Annotated in this window: 23 protein-coding genes; 13 read left to right on the top strand and 10 right to left on the bottom strand. The window is 56.8% G+C overall.

Translation table 11 applies throughout. The features are described from left to right. Positions 1-15 precede the first annotated feature (15 nt). The 4 genes from ACB496_RS05900 to ptsP are packed head-to-tail and all read left to right on the top strand — an operon-like array spanning position 16 to position 5,923. Positions 16-1,266, top strand: a complete 1,251-nt coding sequence (locus ACB496_RS05900) for a PTS fructose transporter subunit IIC (protein ID WP_371974665.1) — start codon at positions 16-18, stop codon at positions 1,264-1,266. Positions 1,267-1,278: 12 nt separating this feature from the next. Next, positions 1,279-2,364, top strand: coding sequence for an aminopeptidase (ypdF, locus tag ACB496_RS05895; RefSeq protein WP_371974664.1), 1,086 nt, complete (start codon positions 1,279-1,281; stop codon positions 2,362-2,364). Beyond that, positions 2,364-3,404: an aminopeptidase gene (gene ypdE, locus ACB496_RS05890; protein ID WP_371974663.1), complete on the top strand. Its 1,041-nt coding sequence runs from the start codon at positions 2,364-2,366 to the stop codon at positions 3,402-3,404. Before ypdF ends, ypdE begins: the two co-directional genes overlap by 1 nt. A 23-nt stretch (positions 3,405-3,427) precedes the next feature. Beyond that, positions 3,428-5,923, top strand: coding sequence for a phosphoenolpyruvate--protein phosphotransferase (gene ptsP, locus ACB496_RS05885; protein WP_371974662.1), 2,496 nt, complete (start codon positions 3,428-3,430; stop codon positions 5,921-5,923). Positions 5,924-5,926: 3 nt separating this feature from the next. Here the strand turns inward: ptsP and ACB496_RS05880 are convergent, their stop codons facing one another. Together ACB496_RS05880 and ACB496_RS05875 are read right to left on the bottom strand one after the other, a co-directional pair. Then, positions 5,927-6,781 carry a helix-turn-helix transcriptional regulator gene (locus tag ACB496_RS05880; protein ID WP_371974661.1) on the bottom strand — a complete coding sequence of 285 codons (855 nt, stop codon included), beginning with the start codon at positions 6,779-6,781 and terminating at the stop codon, positions 5,927-5,929. Position 6,782: 1 nt separating this feature from the next. Next, on the bottom strand, positions 6,783-7,403 hold the full coding sequence (locus ACB496_RS05875; RefSeq protein WP_102104193.1) for a flavin reductase family protein: 621 nt from the start codon (positions 7,401-7,403) through the stop codon (positions 6,783-6,785). A gap of 243 nt (positions 7,404-7,646) precedes the next feature. Between ACB496_RS05875 and rnk the strand changes: the two genes are divergently transcribed. From rnk to uspG, 3 genes are all read left to right on the top strand, one after another. Continuing rightward, positions 7,647-8,057 (top strand): nucleoside diphosphate kinase regulator, encoded by a 411-nt coding sequence (rnk, locus tag ACB496_RS05870; protein ID WP_371974660.1) that lies wholly within the window; start codon positions 7,647-7,649, stop codon positions 8,055-8,057. A 139-nt stretch (positions 8,058-8,196) separates the two neighbouring features. Beyond that, positions 8,197-8,286 carry a small membrane protein YldA gene (yldA, locus tag ACB496_RS05865; RefSeq protein ID WP_276528585.1) on the top strand — a complete coding sequence of 30 codons (90 nt, stop codon included), beginning with the start codon at positions 8,197-8,199 and terminating at the stop codon, positions 8,284-8,286. 133 nt (positions 8,287-8,419) lie between these two features. Continuing rightward, positions 8,420-8,848: a universal stress protein UspG gene (gene uspG, locus ACB496_RS05860; RefSeq protein WP_100777245.1), complete on the top strand. Its 429-nt coding sequence runs from the start codon at positions 8,420-8,422 to the stop codon at positions 8,846-8,848. Between the two features lie 67 nt (positions 8,849-8,915). Here uspG and ahpF read toward each other — a convergent pair whose 3' ends face one another. Together ahpF and ahpC are read right to left on the bottom strand one after the other, a co-directional pair. Further along, positions 8,916-10,481: an alkyl hydroperoxide reductase subunit F gene (gene ahpF, locus ACB496_RS05855; protein ID WP_100777246.1), complete on the bottom strand. Its 1,566-nt coding sequence runs from the start codon at positions 10,479-10,481 to the stop codon at positions 8,916-8,918. 217 nt (positions 10,482-10,698) lie between these two features. Then, positions 10,699-11,262, bottom strand: coding sequence for an alkyl hydroperoxide reductase subunit C (gene ahpC, locus ACB496_RS05850; RefSeq protein WP_100777247.1), 564 nt, complete (start codon positions 11,260-11,262; stop codon positions 10,699-10,701). Positions 11,263-11,962: 700 nt separating this feature from the next. Here ahpC and ACB496_RS05845 point away from each other — a divergent pair. Together ACB496_RS05845 and ACB496_RS05840 are read left to right on the top strand one after the other, a co-directional pair. Continuing rightward, positions 11,963-13,186 (top strand): phosphoadenosine phosphosulfate reductase, encoded by a 1,224-nt coding sequence (locus ACB496_RS05845; protein ID WP_371974659.1) that lies wholly within the window; start codon positions 11,963-11,965, stop codon positions 13,184-13,186. Beyond that, positions 13,171-13,797 (top strand): IbrB-like domain-containing protein, encoded by a 627-nt coding sequence (locus tag ACB496_RS05840; protein ID WP_102104195.1) that lies wholly within the window; start codon positions 13,171-13,173, stop codon positions 13,795-13,797. Before ACB496_RS05845 ends, ACB496_RS05840 begins: the two co-directional genes overlap by 16 nt. On the opposite strand, the gene ACB496_RS05835 is transcribed toward ACB496_RS05840, so the two are convergent. Beyond that, positions 13,798-14,958 (bottom strand): pyridoxal phosphate-dependent aminotransferase, encoded by a 1,161-nt coding sequence (locus ACB496_RS05835; RefSeq protein WP_248859815.1) that lies wholly within the window; start codon positions 14,956-14,958, stop codon positions 13,798-13,800. It abuts the gene before it with no gap. Between the two features lie 121 nt (positions 14,959-15,079). Here ACB496_RS05835 and ACB496_RS05830 point away from each other — a divergent pair, with 121 nt between their 5' ends. From ACB496_RS05830 to ACB496_RS05820, 3 genes are read left to right on the top strand one after another with little or no spacing between them, the layout of a single operon-like run. After that, on the top strand, positions 15,080-15,694 hold the full coding sequence (locus ACB496_RS05830; RefSeq protein WP_100777251.1) for a methylthioribulose 1-phosphate dehydratase: 615 nt from the start codon (positions 15,080-15,082) through the stop codon (positions 15,692-15,694). Continuing rightward, on the top strand, positions 15,691-16,380 hold the full coding sequence (mtnC, locus tag ACB496_RS05825; RefSeq protein ID WP_102104197.1) for an acireductone synthase: 690 nt from the start codon (positions 15,691-15,693) through the stop codon (positions 16,378-16,380). The genes ACB496_RS05830 and mtnC overlap by 4 nt, the downstream gene beginning before the upstream one ends. Continuing rightward, entirely contained in the window at positions 16,377-16,919 is a 543-nt protein-coding gene (locus ACB496_RS05820) for an acireductone dioxygenase (RefSeq protein WP_181827469.1), read from the top strand. Before mtnC ends, ACB496_RS05820 begins: the two co-directional genes overlap by 4 nt. Before the next feature lie 192 nt (positions 16,920-17,111). On the opposite strand, the gene mtnA is transcribed toward ACB496_RS05820, so the two are convergent. Beyond that, a complete protein-coding gene (mtnA, locus tag ACB496_RS05815; RefSeq protein WP_371974658.1) occupies positions 17,112-18,128 on the bottom strand; it encodes an S-methyl-5-thioribose-1-phosphate isomerase in 1,017 nt (338 codons plus the stop codon). Positions 18,129-18,233: 105 nt separating this feature from the next. Here mtnA and mtnK point away from each other — a divergent pair, with 105 nt between their 5' ends. Further along, complete coding sequence (gene mtnK, locus ACB496_RS05810) at positions 18,234-19,433, top strand: S-methyl-5-thioribose kinase (protein ID WP_371974657.1); 1,200 nt, start codon at positions 18,234-18,236, stop codon at positions 19,431-19,433. 49 nt (positions 19,434-19,482) lie between these two features. Here the strand turns inward: mtnK and ACB496_RS05805 are convergent, their stop codons facing one another. The 4 genes from ACB496_RS05805 to ACB496_RS05790 form a co-directional block, all read right to left on the bottom strand. Then, positions 19,483-20,727 carry an LVIVD repeat-containing protein gene (locus tag ACB496_RS05805; RefSeq protein WP_371974656.1) on the bottom strand — a complete coding sequence of 415 codons (1,245 nt, stop codon included), beginning with the start codon at positions 20,725-20,727 and terminating at the stop codon, positions 19,483-19,485. A gap of 84 nt (positions 20,728-20,811) precedes the next feature. After that, positions 20,812-21,876: a sugar ABC transporter substrate-binding protein gene (locus ACB496_RS05800; protein WP_100777257.1), complete on the bottom strand. Its 1,065-nt coding sequence runs from the start codon at positions 21,874-21,876 to the stop codon at positions 20,812-20,814. Positions 21,877-21,896: 20 nt separating this feature from the next. Next, the gene (locus tag ACB496_RS05795) at positions 21,897-22,892 is read right to left on the bottom strand and encodes an ABC transporter permease (protein WP_102104200.1); all 996 of its coding nucleotides are present in this window, start codon (positions 22,890-22,892) and stop codon (positions 21,897-21,899) included. After that, positions 22,889-24,391, bottom strand: coding sequence for a sugar ABC transporter ATP-binding protein (locus ACB496_RS05790; RefSeq protein WP_100777259.1), 1,503 nt, complete (start codon positions 24,389-24,391; stop codon positions 22,889-22,891). Before ACB496_RS05790 ends, ACB496_RS05795 begins: the two co-directional genes overlap by 4 nt. Positions 24,392-24,493 lie beyond the last annotated feature (102 nt).

The raw sequence follows: 24,493 nt of genomic DNA, 5'->3' as shown, positions 1-24,493 counted from the left end.
TCAGGGGTCCTGGTTATGGCAATTAAAAAACGCAGTGCGGTTCGGTCGGACGGTCACGAAGGCGATACCCTCGCACTCACCCCCGCGCCCGCCGCAACGGGCAATACCTTCTGGAAAGAACTTCCACAGCACATTATGTCGGGAATTTCCCGCATGGTACCTACGCTGATCATGGGCGGGGTGATCCTCGCCATTTCGCAGCTCATCGCCTATGTCTGGCTGGAGATCCCGCCGGACACGGGCATTCTGGATGCGCTGAACTCCGGCCACTTCACGGGTTTTAATCTGTCGGTGCTGAAGTTTGGTTACCTGACGGAATCCTTCGGCGGGCTGCTGTTCAGCTTCGCGATCCCGATGTTCTCTGCTTTTGTCGCCAACTCTATCGGCGGCAAGCAAGCCTTCCCGGCCGGTTTTATCGGCGGGCTGGTCTCCACCCAGCCGACGCTGGTGCTAAATTTCGACCCGGAAAAACTCACCTGGCTTGCCACCAAACCAGTGCCTTCTACCTTTATTGGCGCGTTGATTATCGCTATTGCGGCGGGCTATCTGGTCAAATGGCTGAACAACAAAATTAACCTTCCTCAGTATCTGCTGGCGTTTAAAAGCACCTTTCTGATTCCGATCCTCTCCGCGCTGTTTGTGATGCTGGCGATGTATTACGTCATTACGCCTGTTGGCGGCTGGCTGAACGCAGGCATGCGCACGCTGTTGCTGGCCGCAGGCGAGTCTGGCTCGATGATGTACGCCATCGGCATGGCGGCGGCGACCGCCATTGATCTCGGTGGGCCGATCAACAAAGCGGCGGGATTTGTCGGGCTTGGGCTAACCACCGATCACGTATTACCGATCACCTCCCGCGCCGTCGCGATTGTTATCCCGCCGATTGGTCTGGGGCTGGCGACGTTAATCGACCATCGTCTGACCGGCAAACGTCTGTTTAGCCCGCAGCTTTACCCGCAGGGAAAAACGGCAATGTTTCTGGCGTTCATGGGTATCAGCGAAGGGGCAATCCCCTTCCTGCTGGAAAACCCGCTCGCCACGCTACCGGCCTATATGGTGGGCGCCATTGCCGGAGCGATGACGGCAACAGCGCTCGGTGCCGTGCAGTGGTTCCCGGAATCCGCTATCTGGGCATGGCCGCTGGTTACCAACCTAGGAGCTTACATGCTCAGCATTCTGGTTGGCGCGACGATCACCGCCCTGCTGGTGGTGCTGATACGTAACAACATGCATAAGCGCGGAAAACTGTCCGTCGATACGCTGTAACGAGGTCATGAGATGGAATTACTGACAAGGCTACGCGCCTGGCTTGCAGCAGAAAATCTGGACGGCGTGCTGATCTCCTCGCGCCAGAACAAGCAGCCGCATCTGGGTATTTCAACCGGTTCCGGTTTTGTTCTGATAACCCACAAAAGTGCGCATCTTCTGACGGATTTTCGCTATTACAGCGACATCGCCTCCCGTGTGAGCGGCTATCACCTGCACCTGCTGGATGCAGAAATCCCGCTCACCAGGGTAGTGAACCGGCTGATTGCCCGCGAAGGGATCGCCACACTGGGTTTCGAAGGCGAACAGGTCAGCTGGCAGACCGGGACCCACTGGCGCAATACGCTGGATGCGAAGCTTTGCAGTATCTCCCTCGACGTCTTACGGCAGATCAAAACCGCTGAGGAGATCGCCTCGATTCGCGCGGCCTGCCGGATTGCCGATAGCGCGGCGCAGCATATTCGTCGCGTGATTCAGCCCGGTATGCGCGAGCGCGAGGTGGCAGCGGAACTGGAATGGTTTATGAAGCAACAGGGGGCAGATAAACCCTCCTTCGATACCATCGTCGCCAGCGGAACGCGCGGCGCGCTGCCGCATGGTAAGGCCTCCGACAAAGTGATTAACGCAGGAGAGATGGTCACTCTCGATTTTGGCGCCCAACACCAGGGATATTGTTCGGACATGACGAGGACATTCCTTGTCGCCGGACACGGCCAGAAGCCTGAGGACCATCCTCTCTATTGCGTGTATCAGACGGTGCTTGAGGCACAGCTCGCCGCCATCGCCACCATTCGCCCCGGCGTCGCCTGTCACCAGGTTGATACTGCAGCCAGAACGATTATCGAACGCGCAGGGTACGGCCCGCAGTTTGGTCATAATACCGGGCACGCGGTTGGTATCGATGTGCATGAGAATCCGAGATTCTCTCCCACCGACACCACCCTGCTTCAGCCCGGTATGCTGCTGACCGTTGAGCCGGGGATCTACCTTGACGGCCTGGGCGGGGTGCGTATTGAGGATGTGGTACTGGTGACGCCCACTGGCGCTGAGGTTCTCTACACCATGGACAAAACGCTACTGACAACAGGGGAACGTTAATGGACACAGAACTTCTGCGCAAACTGAGTGAGGCCGATGCCATCGCCGCCTCTGAACAAGAGGTGCGCGATATCCTGCTGGCTGAAGCGCAACGTTACGCGAAAGAGGTCCGGTTTGACGGGCTAGGCTCGGTGCTCATTCGCGTCAACCGCAGCGACGGGCCGAAGGTGATGGTGTGCGCCCATATGGATGAAGTGGGTTTTATCGTGCGCTCCGTGACAAAAGAGGGGGCCATCGAGGTGTTGCCTGTCGGCAATGTCCGCATGATGGCCCGCACTGTGCAGCCTGTAAGAATCACTACGCGCGACGGCCGGAAAATCCCCGGATTACTGGACGGCGAGACGAAAGGCGAGACGATAGAGAATTTACGCGTTGATATCGGGGCGACCTGCGCCGACGAGGTGCTGGCGGCAGGCATTGATGCGGGCGATCGGGTGACTTTCGACACCCTTTTTCAGCCCCTTCCTCACGGCCGGGTGATGGGCAAAGCGTTTGACGACCGTCTCGGCTGCTATCTGCTGATTACCCTTTTGCGTGAGCTGCACGCCATACCGCTGGACTGTGAGCTGTGGCTGGTTGCCAGCTCAAGCGAGGAGGTCGGGCTGCGCGGCGGACAGACGGCATGCAGAGTCGTGAATCCTGACCTAGCTCTGGTGCTGGACACCGCCTGCTGGTCCAAAAACTTCGACTACAGCTCAGCAAATCACCGCCAGACGGGGGCCGGACCCATGCTGGTGCTGTATGACAAATCACACATTGCCCCGCCGAAGCTCACCGCTTTCGTTGAGGAGGTGGCTCTGGCTCAAGGCATTGCGCTGCAAAAAGATATGTTCAGCAACGGCGGCACCGACGCAGGCGCAATCCATCTTTGCGGAACCGGCGTCCCGGCGGTGGTGCTCGGGCCGCCGACCCGGCACGGTCATTGTGCCGCATCCATTGCTGACATCCAGGATATTGACCATACCCACCAGCTGCTGGTTGCCCTGCTGGCTCGTCTGAATCGTGAGACCGTGGCTCATCTGACGGACTTCAGATGCTGATCTCACGTTGAACGGAGGTAAACATGTTATCGATTGAATTTTGTTGTCCGTTACCAAACGGCCTGCACGCTCGCCCGGCCTGGGCGCTGAAAGAGCAGTGCAGCGCATGGCGCAGCGACATCCGCTTTATTAACAAACGTCTGAACACTCACGCGGATGCCAAAAGCTCGCTTGCGCTTATCAGTACCGGTACGCTCTTTAACGACAGCTGTGTGCTTGAAATCAACGGTAGCGACGAAGAGCAGGCCAGACGCGTGCTGGAGCATTATCTCAATGTCGCGTTTATCGATAGCGACAGCATCCCGTCGGGCGATGCGCCTCATGTCGCGCATCCCCTTCCCCGCTCGCTGGTGCGGCTCAATCCCCATTTACGCGAGGCCATTACGCTTGCCAGCGGCATTGGCTCGGGCACCCTTCGCCGCTTGCAAAGCGATAACCTCGAGCGCTATCGCCAGCGTCCGGCAAGCCCGGAAGATATCACGCGTCTGGAGCACAGCCTGGCGACCCTCGCTGAACAACTCAACCAGCGCCTGCGTGGGCTTGACGGCGAGAGTAAAACCATCATCAGTGCCCATCTGTCACTTATTCAGGATGACGAGTTTGGTGCGAATATCCGTCGTCTGATTGTCGAAGAACGCCTGAGCCTGGCGAATGCCATCATTCGCAATATGGAGCAGATCTGCGACAAACTCTCGCTTTCCGCCAGTGATTATCTTCGCGAGCGGGTCAGCGATATCCGCGACATCAGCGAACAACTGCTGAGTATTACCTGGCCTGAGCTTCAGCAAACAACCCCCTTTACCCTTGAGACGCCGACCATTCTGGCGGCAGAAGACCTCACGCCCAGCCAGTTTTTAAGCCTCGACACCCGCCAGCTTAAGGGGATGATCCTGGAGAAAACCGGGCGCACCTCGCACACCCTGATTCTGGCGCGCGCGGCATCAGTGCCGGTGATGAGCGGGATCACGGTGGCATCGCTGGCTGCGGATATCGGCAAAGAGGTGATTTTGGACGGCGTGTGCAGCGTGCTGGTGGTAGCCCCTGACGAGGCCGTCAGCCAGTACTACAGCGTGGCGCAGCGCCTCGCCGACAAACGTCATCATCAGCAGATCAAAGACGCCGGGCTTCCCGCAGTGACGCGGGATAATGTCCCGGTGGCGATCGCCGCCAATATCGGCAGCGCGCTGGAGGCACCCGGCGCATTTGCCAATGGCGCGCAGGGCGTAGGACTGTTTCGCACAGAAATGCTGTATATGGATCGCGACGCCGCCCCGGACGAGCAGGAGCAGTTTGAAGCCTACCAGCAGGTGCTATTGTCTGCCGAAGGCAAGCCGGTCATCTTCCGCACTATGGATATCGGCGGGGATAAGCAGATCCCCTGGCTCAATATTCCGCCAGAGGAGAACCCGTTTCTCGGCTACCGCGCGGTGCGTATTTACCCTGAGTTTGTCGACCTTTTTCGCACGCAGCTGCGCGCCATTTTGCGGGCCGGTGCGAGCGGTAACGCCCTGCTGATGATCCCCATGGTGCACAGCCTCGATCAGATTTTATGGGTGAAACAGGAGTTGCGAAACGTGCAGGAAGCGCTGAAAGCACAAGGGCTACGCCATACCTCCCACCTGCCGCTGGGCATAATGGTCGAGGTGCCTTCGGTCTGCTATATCATCGATCACTTCTGCGATGAGGTGGATTTTTTCAGCATCGGATCGAATGATATGACCCAGTATCTTTACGCGGTGGATCGCAACAATCCGCGCGTGTCGCCGTTCTATAATCCGATCACGCCTTCATTTTTACGCATGGTGCGCCAGATCGTTTCCACCGCCCACCGCCACGGAAAATGGGTGGGAATTTGCGGAGAACTCGCCGGAGAACGCCGCTATCTTCCACTGATTTTGGGGCTGGGGATTGATGAGTTCAGTATGAGCGGCCCGCGCATTCCGCCGGTAAAAGCGCAGCTACGCCAGCTTGAGAGCGGTGCCTGCCAGGCGCTGGCCGACAGTGCCTGCGAATGCCGCAGCGCCGAGGAGATAGAGACGCTGCTCGCCGAATTTACACCGCAAGAGCCTGCGCGCCCGCTGCTGGCGCTTCAGAATATCGTGGTGAACGAACCGCTCGCGTCAAAGGAGCAGGTTCTGCAGTTTCTGTGCGGCAATTTGGCTATTCAGGGGCGCACGGAGAATCCGCTGGAGCTGGAAGAAGATCTCTGGCAGCGCGAAGAAATTGTGACCACCGCCGTGGGCTTCGGCGTGGCCATTCCGCATACCAAATCCCAGTGGATACGCCACTCCAGCATTAGCATCGCACGCCTGGAAAAGCCCATCGACTGGGAGTCAGATATGGGCGAGGTGGAGCTGGTGATTATGCTGACGCTTGGCACGCAGGAAGGGATAAACCATGTAAAAGTCTTCTCTCAGCTGGCGCGAAAACTGGTGAACAAAGCATTCCGCGAGTCTTTGTTTGCGGCAAATACCCCGCAGCAGATCCTCGATTTGCTCAATGCTGAACTCAGCTTCTGACCGCTACTGAAAACGTGCGCGGTACTCACCCGGCGTCAGGCCAAACTGGCGCCGGAACAGTCGACAAAAATAGTCGCTGTCAGGGTAGCCGCAGCGTTTCGCCACTTCGCCCACGGGCAGGTGGTACTTTTGTAAAATCGTACGCGCTTTTGCCATCCGCACCCAGCGCACATAATCGACAAAACTCATGGTTCCATGCTGCGAAAACAGGCGGGAGAGATGATTAGGGGTGATGGTAAACAGCGCGGCGACGCTCTCACGCGCTACCGGCCCGGCATAATTTTCCTGTACCCAGTTGCAGATGCTCTGATAGAGAAAATCGCCGCGCGATAAACCTGCCTCTGGCCTCGTGGACACCACCTTCCGGCACCAGTGCAATACGCTCAGCGTCAGGGGCTGAATAATGGCCTGGTCCTGCGGCGACGCGCTCAGATGAGTCAGCGCCATCAGCATCGCCGTGCGCTCGCCCCGCTCCGGATGCGGCAACTCTATTTTTCGCTGCGGATACCCGGTCTGCCCGCTACGGGAGTCGTGAAACGCCAGACCGAGCCAGGAAGGGGCAAAGACAAGACTCAGCAGCATGACCGGCTTTTCAAACGTCGACATCGTCACGGCACGGGCGGGAAGAAACAGCATCTCCCCCTGCCCAATCAGCTTTTGCTCCGCGATAAGCCGGTTCTCGTATTCACCACGCAGTACCACCTCCAACCGTGGCCACTCAATACTCACACTGCCCGCAGGCAGCGTGGCAGGTCGATGCGCGAACCAGACGCGGCCCAGTTGCTGCGGATTGAGTACCAGACCGCTCAACAGGTCGGCAAAAAACTGCTGGTCGGCAGGAAAGGGGCGCTCAGACATACTATCCCCTGCGCGCATCCGGGCGCACCAGATCCAGGCGGTGGTCTTCGCTTATCGAATAGTAAGCCGTTGGGCCTCCCGCTCGCAGAATCGGGTTGGCCTTCGCGGTCTGGAAGATGCCCTCTTCCAGCAGCGACTCGGCGATATGGATCCCGACGACCTCACCCAGTACCAGCCAGCTATCGATCGCCGTTCCATCTGCGCCGGTCAATTGAATACATTGCGACAGCCTGCACTCAAAGTTCACCGGACTTTCCGCCACGCGCGGCACCTTGACCAGTGTGCTATCGGCTTTTGTCAGCCCGGCAAAGGCAAATTCGTCTTCTCCGTGAGGAAGGCTGGCCGAGGTTTCGTTCATCGCCTCTGCAAGCTCACGTGTGGCAAGGTTCCAGACAAACTCTTTTGTCTCGACGATATTTCGCACGCTGTCCTTCCAGCCGCTGCTGGCAAAACCAATAATGGGCGGACGGTAATTAAAACAGTTAAAGAAACTGTAGGGTGCGAGATTGGTTTGCCCCGACGCATTCTGCGAGGCAATCCAGCCGATGGGCCGAGGGCCGATAATGGCGTTCAGAGGATCGTGCGGTAAACCATGTCCCTGCGAAGGCTGATAAAAGTACATTACGCTCTCCGGTGAGTAGTCAGAACCTCATTATGCCGTGGGATTTCGCCCGGTACAGTAGCCGCGATGAAATCATTCCAATCATAAAATTCATCTGCGCAACGAATGTGACATTGATCACTTCAAAGTTGCGTGCACAGCCAGTATCATCAGAACAGATAAAACCCTCGCTGCCAGACGGCGAGGGTTTTCTTTTGGATTGGTTTCTGCGGTACACGCAGCATTAACGACATGGAGTAATAAATGTCTAGACCCACAATTATCATTAATGAACTCGACGCAGAACGTATCGACCGCCTTCTGGAAAAATCAGAGTTTGCTTCACTGCCGGTTGCCGACGCCCTGAATGCGGAGCTGGACCGGGCACAGATGTGTACCCCGGAAACCATGCCGCATGACGTCGTGACGATGAACAGCCAGGTGAAATTCCGCGATCTGACCACCGGCGATGAGCGCACGCGCACCCTGGTCTATCCTGCGCAGATGTCCGACAGCAGCACGCAGCTTTCCGTTCTCGCCCCCGTCGGCGCCGCGCTGCTGGGCCTGCGTACCGGCGACACCATTCACTGGGAGTTACCGGGCGGCGCTTCCGCGCATCTGGAAGTGCTGGAACTGCTCTACCAGCCAGAAGCGGCCGGCGATTACCTTCGTTAATCTCATCTGAATAAGCGCATAACCGCGTTTCCCAGAGGATGCACCCGCATCCTCTTTCCGTAAAATCACCTTTATTTCCTATAGAAGCCAAAATTATCTTCATCCAGGCTTAATCCGTTTCAACGGCCCAGGGTCTTCTATGGATGAGATAGAAGTCATTTCTCTTATCTATTTAATTTTACTGGCGATTATCGTCACGGCCGTGCTATATCTTGAGCGTCACTGGTAGCCTTACTCCCACCTCAACTCCGCAAAGAAACGTCAAATAACGCCACGATATGAAAAGTGTCTGACAGATATCAGAAAACCATATTATTTTGTGATTGAATGAATCGAGCGTTTATAAACAAGGAGAAACGGGTATGTACCAGACAATTATTATGCCGGTTGATGTTTTCGAAATGGAACTGAGCGACAAAGCCGTCCGCCATGCTGAATTTCTGGCGCAGCAGGATGGCGTGATTCACCTTTTGCACGTCCTGCCCGGTTCGGCCAGTCTGAGCCTGCACCGCTTTGCAGCCGATGTCCGCCGCTTTGAAGAGCATCTTCAGCACGAAGCCGAAGCGCGGCTGCAAACCATGGTCGGCCATTTCACCCTCGATCCGTCACGGATTAAAACCCACGTGCGTTTCGGCAGCGTTCGCGATGCGGTCAATGAAATGGCGAACGAACTGAAAGCCGATGTGGTGGTGATCGGCTCGCGTAATCCGTCCATCAGCACCCACCTGCTCGGCTCGAATGCCTCAAGCGTGATTCGCCATACCCATATTCCGGTGATGGTCGTTCGCTAACGCCCAAAAGAAAAACCCCGCTTGCGCGGGGTTTTGTCTGATGCAGGTGGTGCCTTACTTTCTTTTATTATGCTGTTTTGGTGCGAATCAGATAATCAAACGAGCTTAATGACGCTTTCGCCCCTTCGCCGGTGGCGATGATAATCTGTTTGTATGGCACCGTCGTGCAGTCGCCCGCCGCAAAGACACCCTTCACGCTGGTTTCACACTTGGCGTCGATGATGATTTCGCCCATACGGTTACGCTCAACGGAGCCTTCCAGCCAGGTGGTGTTTGGCAACAGACCAATCTGGACGAAAATCCCTGACAGCGGCACGCTGTGCACATCGCCGCTGACGCGGTCGCGATACTCAAGGCCCGTCACTTTGCTGCCGTCGCCTTTCACTTCCGTCGTCTGCGCGTTCAGCACGATATCGACGTTCTTCAGGCTGCGCACTTTATCCTGCAGCACCTGATCGGCTTTCATTTCCGGAGCAAATTCCAGCAGGGTAACGTGTTCCACAATACCCGCCAGATCGATAGCCGCTTCAACGCCGGAGTTACCGCCGCCAATCACCGCCACGCGTTTACCTTTAAACAGCGGGCCGTCGCAGTGCGGGCAGTAGGTCACGCCTTTGGTGCGATATTGATCTTCGCCAGGGACGTTCATGTTGCGCCATTTCGCGCCGGTGGCGATGATCACGCTGCGCGCTTTTAGCACCGCGCCGGAAGCCGTTTCAATCTGGTGTAAGCCACCTTCCTGCGCTGCCGGAACCAGTTTGCTGGCACTTTGGCTATCAATCACATCCACTTCATAATCGCTAACGTGCGCTTTCAGGGCACCCGCCAGCTTTTGACCTTCGGTTTTCGGGACCGAGATGTAGTTTTCGATGTCGACGGTGTCGAGCACCTGGCCACCGAAACGCTCACCCATCAGGCCGGTACGAATGCCTTTACGGGCAGAATAGACCGCCGCCGCCGCACCCGCCGGGCCGGAACCGACAATCAGCACGTCGTAAACATCGCGTTTATTCAGCTCTTCCGCCGCACGTTTTTCGGCACCGGTATCAATTTTGGCGACGATTTCCGTCAGCGTCATACGCCCCTGGCCGAACTCCTGACCATTGACGAATACCGCCGGAACACCCATCACGTTGCGATCGGTGATTTCGTTCTGGAATACGCCGCCGTCGATGGCCGTATGTTTGATGCGTGGGTTAAGCACCGCCATCAGGTTCAGCGCCTGCACTACGTCCGGACAGTTATGGCACGAGAGCGAGTAATAGGTTTCAAATTCAAAATCGCCGTCGATGTTGCTGATTTGCTCCAGCAGAGACTGTGCCTCTTTCGACGGATGCCCACCGGTCCACAGCAGCGCCAGTACCAGGGAGGTAAATTCGTGCCCCAGCGGAGAACCTGCAAAGCGCGGCCCCTTGTCAGAACCTGGGTTAGTAATCAGGAATGACGGCTTGCGTACCGCAAGGCTGTTATCTTCTTTAAAGGTCACTTTTGGTGACAGTTCGGCGATTTCCGCCAGCAGTTCCTTGATTTCTGCCGATTTAGCGCCGTCATCCAGCGTGGCAATCAGCTCAACAGGTTTGGTCAGTTTCTCAAGGTAGGCCTTGAGCTGGGTTTTCATGTTGGTGTCGAGCATCGTTAATCTCCTGCTTTACGTTTCCTCATGTAACCCGCCTCTTAGCTGGCGGCCTTCGCGCCCCGGTCACTTATTCCTGGGATTCGCTTAGCGCCGCCGCGATGCGACTTACATGAGATAACGTAAAAATTTCAAAAAAGCGGGTGCCACAATGCACCCGCCAATCGTCGTCAATTTCCTTTGGATTTCGCGCCTGAGCGTGAAAAAGAGGGAAATCTTAGATTTTGCCAACCAGGTCCAAAGATGGAGCCAGCGTCGCTTCGCCTTCTTTCCATTTAGCCGGGCACACTTCACCTGGGTGAGACGCCACGTACTGTGCTGCTTTGATTTTACGCAGCAGGTCAGATGCATCACGGCCGATACCTTCAGCGGTAACTTCGATAGCCTGGATAATGCCCTGCGGGTCAACAACGAAGGTGGCGCGGTCAGCCAGGCCTTCATCTTCACGCATGTTGTCGAAGTTACGGGTCAGGGCGCCAGTCGGGTCGCCGATCATCGCGTATTTGATTTTCGCGATGGTTTCAGAGCTGCCATGCCATGCTTTGTGAGTGAAGTGGGTGTCGGTAGAAACAGAGTAAACGTCCACGCCCAGTTTCTGCAGTTCGTCGTAATGATCCGCTACGTCGCCCAGTTCGGTCGGGCAAACGAAGGTGAAATCTGCCGGATAGAAGAAGAACACGCTCCAGCGACCTTCGGTATCTTTCTCGGTCACTTCGACGAATTCACCGTTTTTGAACGCCTGGTTTTTGAAAGGTTTAATTTTAGTGTTAATCAAAGACATCTGTACTTCCTCCGTGTTTTCGTTGAGATGTAAGGTAACGAACTTTGACTGATGGGGCTAATGCGTTTGCCGTATCAAATCAATCAGTCATACCTTACAACCCAAACCGACAACGTTGTGAATGGTGTTGGGGAGCCCAAAAGTAAAAAGGCCGCCCCTACGGGCGGCCCTGATACCTGAATTCCCCGTAGGTACCTTCAGTGCCAGCCGAAGCTGGCGTTGCGTTGCGCTCTACAGAACCTGAGTCAGGTCGTAACAGCGGTATCGATTACACCACCCGCGCAGGCATTGAGCAATCCACGACCGGGTCATTCCTGTCTATGGCTGTGATAGGTTTTTCCGAATAACGATGTTGACGGCCCTTCTCCCCTCTATTCTTGCGAGAAATAAAATTGCGCTTGATGCTGAATTTACCCATTAAAAATACAAAATTATTATTAATGCGCCGTAATTCATGCAGTTCAACTATTATTAATAGTGAGAAACATTTTCATGGATGTATTTTATTTAAAGCATATTGTGAAACATAATATTTCAGTCAGCACAAAACCGGGTGTTATCACAAAACACCAGGGCACTATCCAATCAAATTTTATTTAAGGACAACTTTCTTTTTACATGCAGGGGAATTGCTTTATTATCACCACGTCATTCCCGACGAAGTAATGATATGGCAGAAAAAGTCATAAAGAGATTGATTATGTCCATCTATAAATATCCTCTTAAACTGAATGTTCTCGACGCCGCAATAGAGAGAATCGACTGGACGCTCGAAAACTTATCGAAAGTCTGCGTCTCTTTTTCCGGTGGAAAAGATTCCACCATTATGTTGCATCTTACGGCGCAGCGGGCGCGTAAACAGAAACGGAAAATTAGCGTTCTGTTTATCGACTGGGAGGCGCAATTTACTTACACCATCGAACATGTCGAGAACATGCGGGCGCACTATTCCGACGTCATCGATCACTTTTACTGGGTGGCACTGCCCCTCACCACGCAAAACTCCCTGTCACAATTTCAGCCTGAGTGGCAGTGCTGGGAGCCGGGCACCGACTGGGTCCGCCAGCCGCCGGAAGATGCCATTACCGATCCCCACTATTTTGATTTCTATCAGCAAGGGATGACCTTCGAATCGTTCGTCAGAGCCTTTTCCGACTGGTATGCGCAAAAACGCCCTGCCGCGGTGCTGATCGGCATTCGCGCCGACGAGTCCTATAACCGCTTTCTGAGTATCGCTAACGCCCGCAAACAGCGGTTCGCAGACGACAAACCCTGGACCACCTTCGCCCCCGGCGGCCACGCCTGGTACATGTATCCCATCTACGACTGGAAAACCGCCGATATCTGGACCTGGTTTGCCAAAACCGGCTGCAGCTATAACCCCCTGTACAACCTGATGTACCAGGCGGGCGTCCCCCTTCGCTATATGCGCATTTGCGAACCCTTTGGCCCGGAGCAGCGCCAGGGCTTATGGCTCTACCATGTGCTGGAGCCGGAGCGCTGGGCGGCGATGTGCGAGCGGGTCAGCGGTGTGCGAAGCGGAGGCATATACGCGGGTCATGACAACCATTTTTACGGCCACCGTAAAATTCTCAAACCCGATCATCTTTGCTGGCAGGAATATGCCCTGTTATTACTCGACAGTATGCCTGTCGCCACGGCGGAACATTATCGCAACAAAATCGCCGTCTATTTGCACTGGTATCAAAAACAGGGCATGGAAAATATACCGGACACCCAGGACGCGGATATTGGCTCAAAAGACATTCCCTCCTGGCGGCGAATTTGTAAGGTACTTCTTAATAATGATTATTGGTGCCGGGCGTTATCATTTAGCCCAAATAAACCTAAGCATTACCAACGCTACAGTGACCGAATGAAAACCAAACGCCAGCAGTGGGGAATTTTATGCAACAACGATTAATTAACGATATGGAGCACTATCTGCAATCGCTTTCTGAAGAGAAGAAAATAGAGGCCATCAACGCGTTTCGTCAGGCGATTCACCAGTTCAGCCCCTTTCACGAACAGCCCGTCGACTGCGTACTGTGGATTAAACAAGAAGAGATCAGCGCTAACGACTACAACCCCAATACCGTGGCCCCGCCGGAAAAACGCTTGCTCAGCAAATCGCTGGAGCTGGATGGGTTTACGCAGCCGATCCTGGTCACTGAAAACGGCCCACATAATTACGAGATCGTGGACGGATTCCATCGGCGTGAGCTTGGCAGCCACCGGGCGGCGTTAAAACGTCAGTTGAAGGGCTATCTGCCCGTCACCTGCCTGCGTAAAGAACGGCAGGAGAAGTTCGACCGGATGGCCGCCACCATTCGTCACAACCGTGCGCGCGGGCGCCATCAAATCCATTCGATGTCGGAGATTGTCCGGGAACTGGTGTTGCTCGGCTGGGACAATGAGAAAATCGGGCTGGAGCTTGGGATGGACAGCGACGAAGTGCTGCGCCTGAAACAGATCAACGGCCTGCTGGAACTGTTCGCAGACCGTCGTTATTCAGACGCCTGGACCGTTAAATAATCACAGCGCGTTCAGGCGCTCGGCCGCCGCTAACAGCGTCGATTCCTGCTTCGCAAAACAGAGACGAATCAGTTTATGCGGGAAGGGATCGGCGCAAAATACCGACAGCGGTATCGCGGCGACGCCCGCCTCTTTGGTCAGCCACTGGCAAAAACTGACGTCGTCCAGATCGGAAATCGCGCTGTAATCCGCCAGCAGGAAGTAAGTCCCTTCGCACGGCAGAATTTCCAGGCGGCTGTTGCTCAGCGCATTCACAAACCGATCCCGTCGCGCGCGATAAAACGCTGGTAATTCACGATAGTGCTCCGGTTCGGCGCGCAGCATATCCGCCAGCGCCAGCTGCGCAGGGGTGTTTACGGCAAACGTCAGATACTGATGCACCTTACGCAACTCGGCGCTGATCGCCGCAGGCGCGACGCAATAGCCCACTTTCCAGCCGGTCATGTGATAGGTTTTACCAAACGATGACACCGCGATGGCGCGTTCGCGAAGCTGCGGATGGGCGAGCACGCTGGCGTGCCCCTCGTCTGCAAAACAGATGTGCTCGTAGACTTCGTCGCTCAGCACATAGATTTCACGTTCAGCAATTGCCTGCCACAGCGCCGCGAAATCCGCTTTGCGCCAGACGGTCGCCGACGGGTTGTGCGGCGTATTAAGGATAACCAGACGGGTTTTCTCACTCAGCAGCGCGGCGAAAGCCTGCCAGTCGGGGCGAAAATGCGGCGGCTGAAGCGCAACACGTTTGACCACGCCGCCGGAGAGTTCAATGGCTGGCGCGTAGCTGTCGTAGCTCGGATCGAAGCAAATCACCTCATCACCGGTACGCACCAGCGCGGTAATCGCCGCGTACAGTGCCTCTGTCGCCCCCGCCGTCACCGTCACTTCACTGTTGGCATCCGGCTTGTAGCCATAGAGTTCAGCCGTTTTATCGGCAATCGCCTCCCGCAGCGGCTGCGCGCCCGTCATCGGCGCATATTGATTGGCCCCTTGTGCCACGTGGTGCGCCAGGCGCTCCTGCAGATAGGTCGGGCCGTCAAAGTCAGGGAATCCCTGCGAAAGGTTGATGGCGTTATGGGCCTGGGCCAGCGCGCTCATCTGCGTAAAGATGGTGGTACCGAGATTAGGGAGTTTGCTTTGCGGAATCAACGGGTTATTGCTCATTGTGTCGTGCCTGCATGTAATACTTATGTTGCTGCCACTATAACACGATGTTAGTCTTTGGCAATCAAGACGCTTAGACGTCTAAATCATATAATTATTCCTGCCGAGAGGGTAAAGGAAAATGACAGACCACCTGCAACTCACACAACTCGTCGACGCCTGCCGCTGGATTGGTGCCAAAGGCTGGGCTCCCGCGACGGGCGGGAACATGTCCGTGCGACAGGACGACACGCTGTGCTGGCTGAGCGAATCCGGCAAAGACAAGGGCAGCCTGACAACGGATGATTTCCTGCAAGTGGAGATCGCCACCAACCGCGCGCCGTCCGGGCGCAAACCGTCGGCGGAAACGGGCTTGCACACGCTGATTTATCGCCTGTTTCCGCAGGCCAACGCGGTGCTGCACGTGCATACGGTCAATGCCACCGTGCTGTCGCGCCTGACCAAAACGGCCGAGCTGCGCATCAGCGGTTTTGAGATGCAAAAATCCCTCAGCGGGCAGACCACCCATCTGGATACCCTCGTTATTCCGGTGTTCGACAACGACCAGGATATTGACGCCCTCGCCTCACGAATCGCCCATTACGCACAGGAAACCCCACTTAATTATGGTTTTCTTCTGCGCGGTCATGGCTTAACCTGCTGGGGACGCGATGTGGCCGAAGCTCGCCGTCACCTTGAAGGCCTTGAATTCTTATTTGAATGCGAAATGCGTTTACGACAACTGGAGAGATTATGATTCGCGCGATTGTGACGGATATTGAAGGGACCACCAGCGATATTCGTTTTGTCCACAATGTGCTATTCCCCTATGCGCGCGAGCGGCTGGCGGCGTTTGTCACCGCCCAGCAGTACGCCGAACCGGTGAAATCCATTCTGGACAATCTGCGTGATGAAATTGCCAGCCCCCACGCCAGCATCAGCGAGCTTATCGACACCCTGTTTACGTTTATGGATGAAGACAGGAAATCCACCGCCCTGAAGGCCCTGCAAGGGATCATCTGGCAGGACGGATACGTCAACGGCGATTTTACGGGCCATCTCTACCCGGACGTTTTGCCTGCGCTGGAAAAATGGAAAGCGCAAGGCATTGATCTCTATGTTTATTCCTCTGGCTCTGTCGCAGCGCAGAAACTGTTATTTGGCTACAGCGACGAAGGTGATATTACTCATCTGTTCAGCGGTTATTTCGATACCCACGTGGGCGCGAAGCGTGATGTGCAGTCCTACACCACCATTGCCGCGCAGATCGGCGCCGCCCCGTCGCAAATCCTGTTCCTCTCGGACATTCACCAGGAGCTGGACGCCGCTGAGCAGGCAGGTTTTCGTACCCTGCAGCTGATTCGCGGTGATGACGATGGCGCGAGCCACCACCATCAGGTACACCAATTCGACGAGATTAATCCGGAGCAGATCCCTTCATGAGCGCTTTGACCATTTATTCCGACACCGACACCCGCGCCCCGCTGTGGCACAGCACCGATGCCCGTGATATCGCTGAAAAGCTCAACGCCCGCGGTGTGCGTTTTGAACGCTGGGAAGCCGACCGCGATTTAGGCCGCGATCCCGCAGCGGAAACGGTGATTAATGCGTATCAGCACGCGATCGATAAACTGGTGGCGGAGAAAGGCTATCAGAGCTGGGATGTCATCAGCCTACGCGCGGATAACCCGCAGAAAGAGGCGCTGCGCGCGAAGTTTCTTAACGAACATACTCACGGCGAAGATGAAGTGCGTTTCTTTGTCGAGGGTGCCGGGCTGTTTTGTCTGCACATCGAAGACCAGGTGTACCAGGTGCTGTGCGAGAAAAATGACCTCATCTCCGTACCCGCCGGCACGCCGCACTGGTTTGATATGGGTTCCGAACCCAACTTCACCGCGATCCGCATTTTCGATAATCCGGAAGGATGGATTGCGCAGTTCACGGGAAGTGAGATCGCGGATGGCTATCCGCGACTGGCTTAAGCGCTTCGCCGGGCGGCGCGAACGCTGACCCGGCTTTTACAGCGGTAGCCGCTTTTAGCGCTTCAGTCCGTTCGCATCAACAACCAGCCGATCCAGCATGACGCCCCATCCTTCACCCGTTCGAGCGTTAAATCAGGATCACGCGTCACGTTTCTGTCCTCCTCAAGGGATGCCCTAAAAGGATAACCGCACTCAGGCTAATTCCCCTTTTGCCACCGCTTCCGGCCACACCACGCCCGTATCCAGCACCCACCCGCTGATCAGCGCCGCAGGCGTCACGTCAAACGCCGGGTTGTAGACTTTCGCCTCTTCCGGTGCCCACTGCACCGCGCCAAAACTCCCGGCAACACCCGTTACTTCGCTGGCCGCGCGCTGCTCGATAGGGATGGCATCGCCGTTCGGACAGTTCGGATCCAGCGTGGTTTGCGGTGCTGCGACATAAAAGGGAATGCCGTGGAATTTCGCCAGTACCGCCAGAGAGTAAGTGCCGATTTTGTTCGCCACATCGCCGTTGGCGGCGATGCGATCCGCTCCGACCCACACTGCGTCCACCTGCCCTTTCGCCATCAGGCTGGCGGACATGGAGTCGGTGATCAGCTGATACGGCACGCCCAATTCGCCCAGTTCCCAGGCGGTGAGTCTCCCGCCCTGCAACAGCGGGCGCGTTTCATCCACCCAGACATTAGCGATTTTTCCCTGCTGATGGGCAACCGCAATAACCCCCAGCGCCGTACCAACGCCCGCAGTCGCCAGCCCACCGGTATTGCAGTGGGTCAGCAGACGGCTTCCAGGCTTCACCAGTTCGCTTCCGGCGCGAGCGATGGCGTCGCAAAGCTGCTTGTCCTCATCGATCAGACGCAGGGCCTCAGCGCTCAGCGCAGGGACAAAATCCTCCTGCCACAGCGCCTGCTTCATGCGATCGAGATTGTTCATCAGGTTCACGGCCGTTGGGCGTGACGCCCGCAGAGTGTCGAGGGCCAGCGCCAGCTCGTCGCGGCTTTTCCCTGCCTCGGCCAGCAGCGCCAGCAAAAGGCTCGCAGACAGGCCAATCAGCGGCGCGCCGCGTACTCTGAGCGCGTGAATGTGGCCGACCAGCGCCTCTACCGTGGAGGCATCCAGCCAGCGTTTCTCCTGCGGAAGCGCCTGTTGGTCGAGAATAAATAGCTGATTACCCGCCACCCGCAGGCTTGTCGTCTGTAATGTCTGCATGTCGTTAATTCTCTGTTGCGTTGTTGTATCACATTGTGTCAGGATAAAATTCAGATGTATAGACGTCTAAATGTCTTTATTACCAGAACTGATGAGGAACAGGCAATGTCGCAATACCGTACCTTTACCGCCCAGGATGCCGTGGAATATGCAAAGCAGTTCGGCGGCCTTGATGACCCATCATCGCTGGTGGAGGCGCAGGAAGTGGGCGACGGCAACCTCAATCTGGTGTTTAAAATTTTCGATGCCGACGGCGTCAGCCGTATCATCGTCAAGCAGGCGCTGCCTTACGTGCGCTGCGTGGGTGAGTCCTGGCCACTGACGCTGGATCGCGCCCGCCTCGAAGCGCAAACCCTGGTCGAGCACTATCAGCACAGCCCGCAGCACACGGTCAAAATCCACCATTACGACCCGGAGCTGGCGGTGATGGTGATGGAAGATCTCTCCAGCCATAAAATCTGGCGCGGCGAGCTGATTAGCGGCGTCTGGTACCCGCAGGCTTCGCGCCAACTGGGGGAATATCTCGCTCACACCCTGTTCCACACCAGCGATTTTTACCTCCATCCGCACGTCAAAAAGGCGCAGGTGGCGAAGTACATCAACCCGGAAATGTGTGAGATCACCGAGGATCTGTTCTTTAACGATCCGTACCAGATCCACGAGCGCAATAACTATCCGGCGGCGCTGGAAGCGGACGTGGACGCCCTGCGCAGTGACGATCGGCTGAAAATTGCCGTCGCCTCGCTCAAGCACCGTTTCTTCTCCCAGGCCGAAGCGCTACTGCACGGCGATATTCACAGCGGCTCGATTTTTGTCGCAGAAGGCAGCCTGAAGGCGATTGACGCCGAGTTCGGCTATTACGGGCCGATCGGTTTTGATATCGGCACCGCCATCGGCAATCTGCTGCTGAACTTCTGCGGTCTGCCGGGCCATCTGGGTATTCGCGATGCCGCTGCCGCCCGCGAGCAGCGCCTGACGGATATTCAGGAGCTGTGGAACACCTTCGCGGAACGTTTCCAGGCCCTGGCGCGTGAAAAAACCCGCGATGCGGCCCTGAGCGCACCGGGCTATGCGTCGGAATTTCTGAAAAAGGTCTGGACCGATGCCATCGGTTTTTGCGGCACCGAGCTGATTCGCCGAAGCGTTGGGCTGTCGCACGTGGCGGATATCGACACCATTGTGGACGAAGCAATGCGCCACGAGTGCCTGCGCCACGCCATTACGCTCGGCAGAGCGTTGATTGTGATTGCCGACCGAATCGACAGCGCCGAAGAACTTGTGGCGCGAGTCCGCCAGTACAGCTGATTCCGTAACTCTTGCCGGGTGGCGATATCGCCTGCCCGGCCTGTCACACTTATCCCAGATACTCAATCACCGACAGCCCGCCGTTGTAATCCGTGCTGTAGATAATCCCCTGCGCATCCACAAACACGTCGCATGACTGAATCACCTGCGGGCGATGAGGGCGTGTGTCCATCATCTTCTCCGGCGCGGCCGGAACCAGCGCGCCGGTTTCCACCGGGCGGTACGGATTCGAAATGTCGTACGCGCGCACGCCTGCATTCTGGTAGGTGGCGAATATCAGCGTCGAACTGATAAAACTCCCGGGTCGGTTTTCATGCAGATTGTGCGGCCCGAAGTGCGCCCCTTTCGCCACGTAATCTGTCTCTTCCGGCTGCGGGAAGGTCGAGATACTGACCGGGTTCGACGGCTCGCGGATATCAAACAGCCAGATCAGCTTTTCACCGTCCTCCTGGTTATCGAGCACCGCTTCGTCCAGCACCACCAGCAGGTCCCGGTCGGGCAGCGGCAGCGCGGTATGCGTTCCACCGCCAAACGGCGGGCTCCAGTTGCGATGGCTAATCAGCTTCGGCTGGGTTCTGTCCTTCACATCCAGCAGGGTCAGCCCGCCGTCGCGCCAGCTGCCGTAGGCGGTATCGCCCGCGATGATCGCATGATGCAGCGCGTAGCGTTTGCCCTCCGGCCAGCCCGGTTGTTCGCCTGCCGCCTGATGCATCCCCGGCAGCCACCAGCGGCCTGCCACTTCCGGTTTGCGCGGATCGGCAAGATCGATAGTCAGGAAAATGTAGTCGGTAAAGCCGTCGATCAGCGCCGAGACATACGCCCAGCGCCCGCCGACGTACCAGATGCGGTGAATGCCGATTCCGTCGAGCGACAAGAAGCTGATTTCACGCGGTTTGTCCGGCGTGGAGATATCAAAAATTCGCAGCCCCGCGCTCCAGCCTTTGTCCTGCACGTCGCTGACGGTCTGCCCTACCTGGCGGGTGTAGTAGACCTTTTCATCGGCAAAACGGGCGTCGGCAAACAGATCGCGGGCGTTGATGACCAGTAACAGATCGTCATGGGCCTGGAGATGCACATTCCAGGTGCCGGGCGGCGCAGCCACGTAGCCCGCCGCTTTGGGATTTTTCGGGTCACGTACGTCGACGATGGAAAAGCCCTGCGACACCATATGCCCGATGTAGGCAAAGCCGCGATGGACCATCAGCTGAACGCCGTCCGGTCGACCGCCCTGATCGCTGTGACCGATGAGCCGCATATTGCGGCTGTATTCCGGTGTAGGTAATTGAGAGGACATATCCGTTCCTTTTGCCGGATGGCGGCTACGCCTTCTCCGGCCTACAGAACGTAGGCCCGGTTAGCGCAGCGCCACCGGGCAATATTATTTGCTCTTCGCTTCCAGGGTCGCAAACCACGGCGCGACGAAATCTTCGGTCTGGCCCCAGCCCGGAATGATTTTTCCGAGTGATGCCACATTGACCGCACCCGGCTGGGCCGCCAGCAGTGCCTGTGGAATTGCCGCCGCTTTAAAGTCGTAGGTCGCTGGCGTGGTTTCACCTGCGATTTTATTGGCGATCAGGCGCACGTTAGTGGCGCCAATCAGTTTCGGGTCAACCGCCACGCTCACTTTCCACGGGCTGCCGGATTCACGCATCAGTTGCAGATCCTGGTTCGAAATATCAATGCTGTAGAGTTTGATCTCGGTGCGGCCATTCTCTTTCAGCGCTTTGTAAGCGCCCTGGCTGAAGGCATCCCAGGTTCCCCAGATCGCATCGATTTGGCCTTTCGGGTACTTCGCCAGCACCGCACCCACTTTGTTCGCCGTATCGCCCTGCACGTCAGAGGACACCGCGCCGATCGACTCCAGCTCTTTGATGCCCGGATACTCTTTTTGCAGCGCCTGGTACGCCGCCTGACGACGCTCCATCGGCGGGAAACCCGCGACCCACAGCTTGATAATATTGGCTTTGCCGTTGAAATCTTTCGCCAGTTGGCCGAAGGAGAGATTCGTCAGGGAGGCATCATCCTGCTGGGTGACCGTCACGCCCGGAATCTCACCGTTGACGGCCGTATCAAACACCGCCACTTTGATCCCGGCATCCACGGCCTTTTTCACCAGCGCCGTGGAGTAGGGATCGCGGCCCTGGGAGAGAATAATCCCGTCATATTTCTGGCTGATGGCCTGGTTGACGAAATCCTGGAATTTGGCGTCATCGCCGTTGCTTAAAAAGGTGCTGACTTTAAAGCCGAGCTTTTTCCCTTCCTGAATCGCGCCCGAGACAAACTGCGTGGTGTTGTCGTCGGAGCCAAGGTTGCGGATCACCGCGATACGAATCGGACCATCATGGTTTGCAATCGCCGCCGGAACGGGGGCTGGGGTGGCCGCGTAACCCGGTAACGCGGTCAGTAACCCCAGCGCCACCAAAGAGAGTGCTATTTTCTTCATTCTGTTATCCCATTGTGTTGTTAACGTTTTTGTATGTAGGTAATCGCCAGTGCCACTGCCAGCACCAGCCCTTTTATAATGTCCATGGCGTAATACGGAACCGAGAGCATCACCAGCCCGTTCGACAGCACGCCTAAAATCACCGCCCCCACCAGGGTTCCCAGTGCGTTGGGTTTACCGGAACCCGCCAGCGAGAAGCCAATCCACGCCGCGGCTACCGCGTCCATCAGATAACCGCCGCCCGCATTGACCTGAGAAGATCCAATGCGTGACGCCAGCAAAATGCCGCCTAAACCGGCCAGCAGAGAGGCAATCACATACGCCGCCACTTTGTAGCGCGTGGTGCGAATTCCAGACAGGCGCGCCGCTTCCGGGTTTCCGCCGATGGCGTACATGCGTCGTCCGTGGGTGGTCAGGGAGAGGCCCAGCTGCGCCAGCACCGTCACCACCAGCATGATGATCACAATGGTCGGCACCTGGCCGAGCAGCCCGAACGCCGCCGGAATGGTCCCTTCAGCCATGTCGCCGCTCGGCAGCACCATGTTTTCGGTAATCGATCCGCCGTAGCTGTAGGTCATCGCCACGCCCTGAATCACAAACAGACTGGCGAGGGTCGCCAGCATGTCCGGAATCCGCAGGATGACAATCAGGAAGGCGTTAAACAGCCCGACCAGCGTACAGAGCGCCAGGGTGATCAGAATCGACTCGGTGGTGCCGAAGCCGTGCCAGACGAAGAGTGAAATCACCAGCGCATTGGCCAGCGACGCCGTCGAGCCTACGGAGAGATCAAACCCGCCGACGGTCAGGGAGATCGACACCCCGATGGCAATCACCGTCACAATGGCGATGGAGCGTAAGATATTGATGATGTTAAAAGGATCGAGGAAGTTGTCCGATGCGATGCCAAAAATCGCCACCAGCGCGACAACGGTCAGCAACATGCCCCATTTGTAGAGAAAATCGAAAAACTGCTGACGGCCCGACGCCGTCGCATTCACTGAAAGGGCCTTGCTCACGACGCCGTACCTCCGGTTGAATAATAAAGTAATGTCTCTTCGCGGGCCTGTGCCCCGGCGACTTCCGCCACGATGCGCCCGTCCCACAGCACGCAGATGCGGTCGCATAATCCCACCAGCTCGGCGAATTCGCCGGAGGCATAAATCACCCCTTTGCCTTCGCGCGCCAGACCATCAATCAGCTGGAACAGATCGGTTTTGGCCTTCACGTCCACGCCTTTGGTCGGCTCGTCAAAAATCAGTACGCTGGCGTTGCCGCGCAGCCATTTGCCAATCGCCACTTTCTGCTGATTGCCGCCTGACAGACGACGTAAAACCTGCCCCGGCCCCCGCGCGCGAATACCGACGCGGGCGATCACCTCCTCAGCCCAGCGCCACGCCTGACGATGTCCAAACAGGCTCCAGCGCGAGAAGCTGTGATCTGCGCTAACGGCCAGATTCATGCTCACCGGCTCGTCGATAAAAATGCCCTCTTTGCGCCGCTCTTCCGGCACCAGCGCCAGCCCGCGCAGTACAGAATCCGCCGGATCGCGCGGCTGCCACGGCTGATGGTTCAGCTCTGCGCGATCGACGCGGCTTTTCGAGGCGCCAAACAGCGCTTTGCACAGCTCGGTTTTCCCCGCCCCGGCAAGCCCGGCAATGCCAAGAATTTCGCCCTTGCGCAGGTGCAGGGAGATATCTTTCAGCAGCGCTTCGTCGTGCAGCCCTTCCACGCGCAGCAAAGTTTCGTCACTGTGCGGCGGTCGCGCAGGCGGATAAATATCACTCAGCTCATGGCCGAGCATCTTCTCGACGATATCTTCGCCGGACAGTGACGCCATCGGCCCGGACTCAATCAGCTTGCCGTCGCGCAGCACCGTTAAGGTGTCGCAAATGGCTTTCAGCTCATGAATGCGATGGGAGATAAACACCACGCCGATCCCCTGCTGTTGCAGGCGTCGGACCACCGCGAACAGGCGCTCGCTTTCGTGCGCATCCAGCGGTGCGGTCGGCTCATCCAGAATCAGAAAACGACAGTGATGCGACAACGCCCGCGCCAGCAGAATTTGCTGCTTTTCGGCGAGGGTGCAGCTATCGATGGAACGACGGACATTAAGGGAGATATCCAGTTGCGCCAGGGCCTGCTGCGCCTGCTCGCGAATCGCGCGCCAGCGGTAGCGATGGCCCGGCTGCGCCAGATTATCGAGCATAATGTTTTCGGCGATACTGAGGCCCGGGATCAGCGCCACGTCCACCTCCTGCTGCACCAGGTGAATGCCCAGCCGTTTGGCGTCCAGCGGTTCACGAATGGCCACCGGCTGATTATTAATGCTGATCTCGCCCTCGTAGTGGTCATGCGTGCCACAGAGCACCGCCATCAGCGTCGATTTTCCCGCCCCGTTGGCCCCCGTCAGCGCATGGACAGAACCGCCCGTCAGGGTGAAATCCACGCGCGACAGCGCCTGAAAGCCGGAAAAGGCCAGGCTGATACCGCGCATCTCAAGGCGACTGGAACCCATCCGCTGTCATTCCTTCTTATTTAATATTTTGATTTATGGAATTTTTCACAGCTCGGGTTGACTGGCAATGATAGAAAAGGCATAAGATAAAGCTAAATATTA

Origin of the sequence: Lelliottia nimipressuralis (assembly GCF_041464075.1) — a bacterium.
In the GTDB taxonomy this organism is placed as follows: domain Bacteria; phylum Pseudomonadota; class Gammaproteobacteria; order Enterobacterales; family Enterobacteriaceae; genus Enterobacter; species Enterobacter nimipressuralis.
This window is presented reverse-complemented; position numbering and strand designations above follow the sequence as displayed.

What these genes read in the sequence shown, in the direction of transcription:
- ACB496_RS05900 (WP_371974665.1), top strand. Translation starts at nt 16, where the DNA reads ATGGCAATTAAAAAACGCAGTGCGGTTCGGTCGGACGGTCACGAAGGC.
- ypdF (WP_371974664.1), top strand. Translation starts at nt 1,279, where the DNA reads ATGGAATTACTGACAAGGCTACGCGCCTGGCTTGCAGCAGAAAATCTG.
- ypdE (WP_371974663.1), top strand. Translation starts at nt 2,364, where the DNA reads ATGGACACAGAACTTCTGCGCAAACTGAGTGAGGCCGATGCCATCGCC.
- ptsP (WP_371974662.1), top strand. Translation starts at nt 3,428, where the DNA reads ATGTTATCGATTGAATTTTGTTGTCCGTTACCAAACGGCCTGCACGCT.
- ACB496_RS05880 (WP_371974661.1), bottom strand. Translation starts at nt 6,781, where the DNA reads ATGTCTGAGCGCCCCTTTCCTGCCGACCAGCAGTTTTTTGCCGACCTG.
- ACB496_RS05875 (WP_102104193.1), bottom strand. Translation starts at nt 7,403, where the DNA reads ATGTACTTTTATCAGCCTTCGCAGGGACATGGTTTACCGCACGATCCT.
- rnk (WP_371974660.1), top strand. Translation starts at nt 7,647, where the DNA reads ATGTCTAGACCCACAATTATCATTAATGAACTCGACGCAGAACGTATC.
- yldA (WP_276528585.1), top strand. Translation starts at nt 8,197, where the DNA reads ATGGATGAGATAGAAGTCATTTCTCTTATCTATTTAATTTTACTGGCG.
- uspG (WP_100777245.1), top strand. Translation starts at nt 8,420, where the DNA reads ATGTACCAGACAATTATTATGCCGGTTGATGTTTTCGAAATGGAACTG.
- ahpF (WP_100777246.1), bottom strand. Translation starts at nt 10,481, where the DNA reads ATGCTCGACACCAACATGAAAACCCAGCTCAAGGCCTACCTTGAGAAA.
- ahpC (WP_100777247.1), bottom strand. Translation starts at nt 11,262, where the DNA reads ATGTCTTTGATTAACACTAAAATTAAACCTTTCAAAAACCAGGCGTTC.
- ACB496_RS05845 (WP_371974659.1), top strand. Translation starts at nt 11,963, where the DNA reads ATGTCCATCTATAAATATCCTCTTAAACTGAATGTTCTCGACGCCGCA.
- ACB496_RS05840 (WP_102104195.1), top strand. Translation starts at nt 13,171, where the DNA reads ATGCAACAACGATTAATTAACGATATGGAGCACTATCTGCAATCGCTT.
- ACB496_RS05835 (WP_248859815.1), bottom strand. Translation starts at nt 14,958, where the DNA reads ATGAGCAATAACCCGTTGATTCCGCAAAGCAAACTCCCTAATCTCGGT.
- ACB496_RS05830 (WP_100777251.1), top strand. Translation starts at nt 15,080, where the DNA reads ATGACAGACCACCTGCAACTCACACAACTCGTCGACGCCTGCCGCTGG.
- mtnC (WP_102104197.1), top strand. Translation starts at nt 15,691, where the DNA reads ATGATTCGCGCGATTGTGACGGATATTGAAGGGACCACCAGCGATATT.
- ACB496_RS05820 (WP_181827469.1), top strand. Translation starts at nt 16,377, where the DNA reads ATGAGCGCTTTGACCATTTATTCCGACACCGACACCCGCGCCCCGCTG.
- mtnA (WP_371974658.1), bottom strand. Translation starts at nt 18,128, where the DNA reads ATGCAGACATTACAGACGACAAGCCTGCGGGTGGCGGGTAATCAGCTA.
- mtnK (WP_371974657.1), top strand. Translation starts at nt 18,234, where the DNA reads ATGTCGCAATACCGTACCTTTACCGCCCAGGATGCCGTGGAATATGCA.
- ACB496_RS05805 (WP_371974656.1), bottom strand. Translation starts at nt 20,727, where the DNA reads ATGTCCTCTCAATTACCTACACCGGAATACAGCCGCAATATGCGGCTC.
- ACB496_RS05800 (WP_100777257.1), bottom strand. Translation starts at nt 21,876, where the DNA reads ATGAAGAAAATAGCACTCTCTTTGGTGGCGCTGGGGTTACTGACCGCG.
- ACB496_RS05790 (WP_100777259.1), bottom strand. Translation starts at nt 24,391, where the DNA reads ATGGGTTCCAGTCGCCTTGAGATGCGCGGTATCAGCCTGGCCTTTTCC.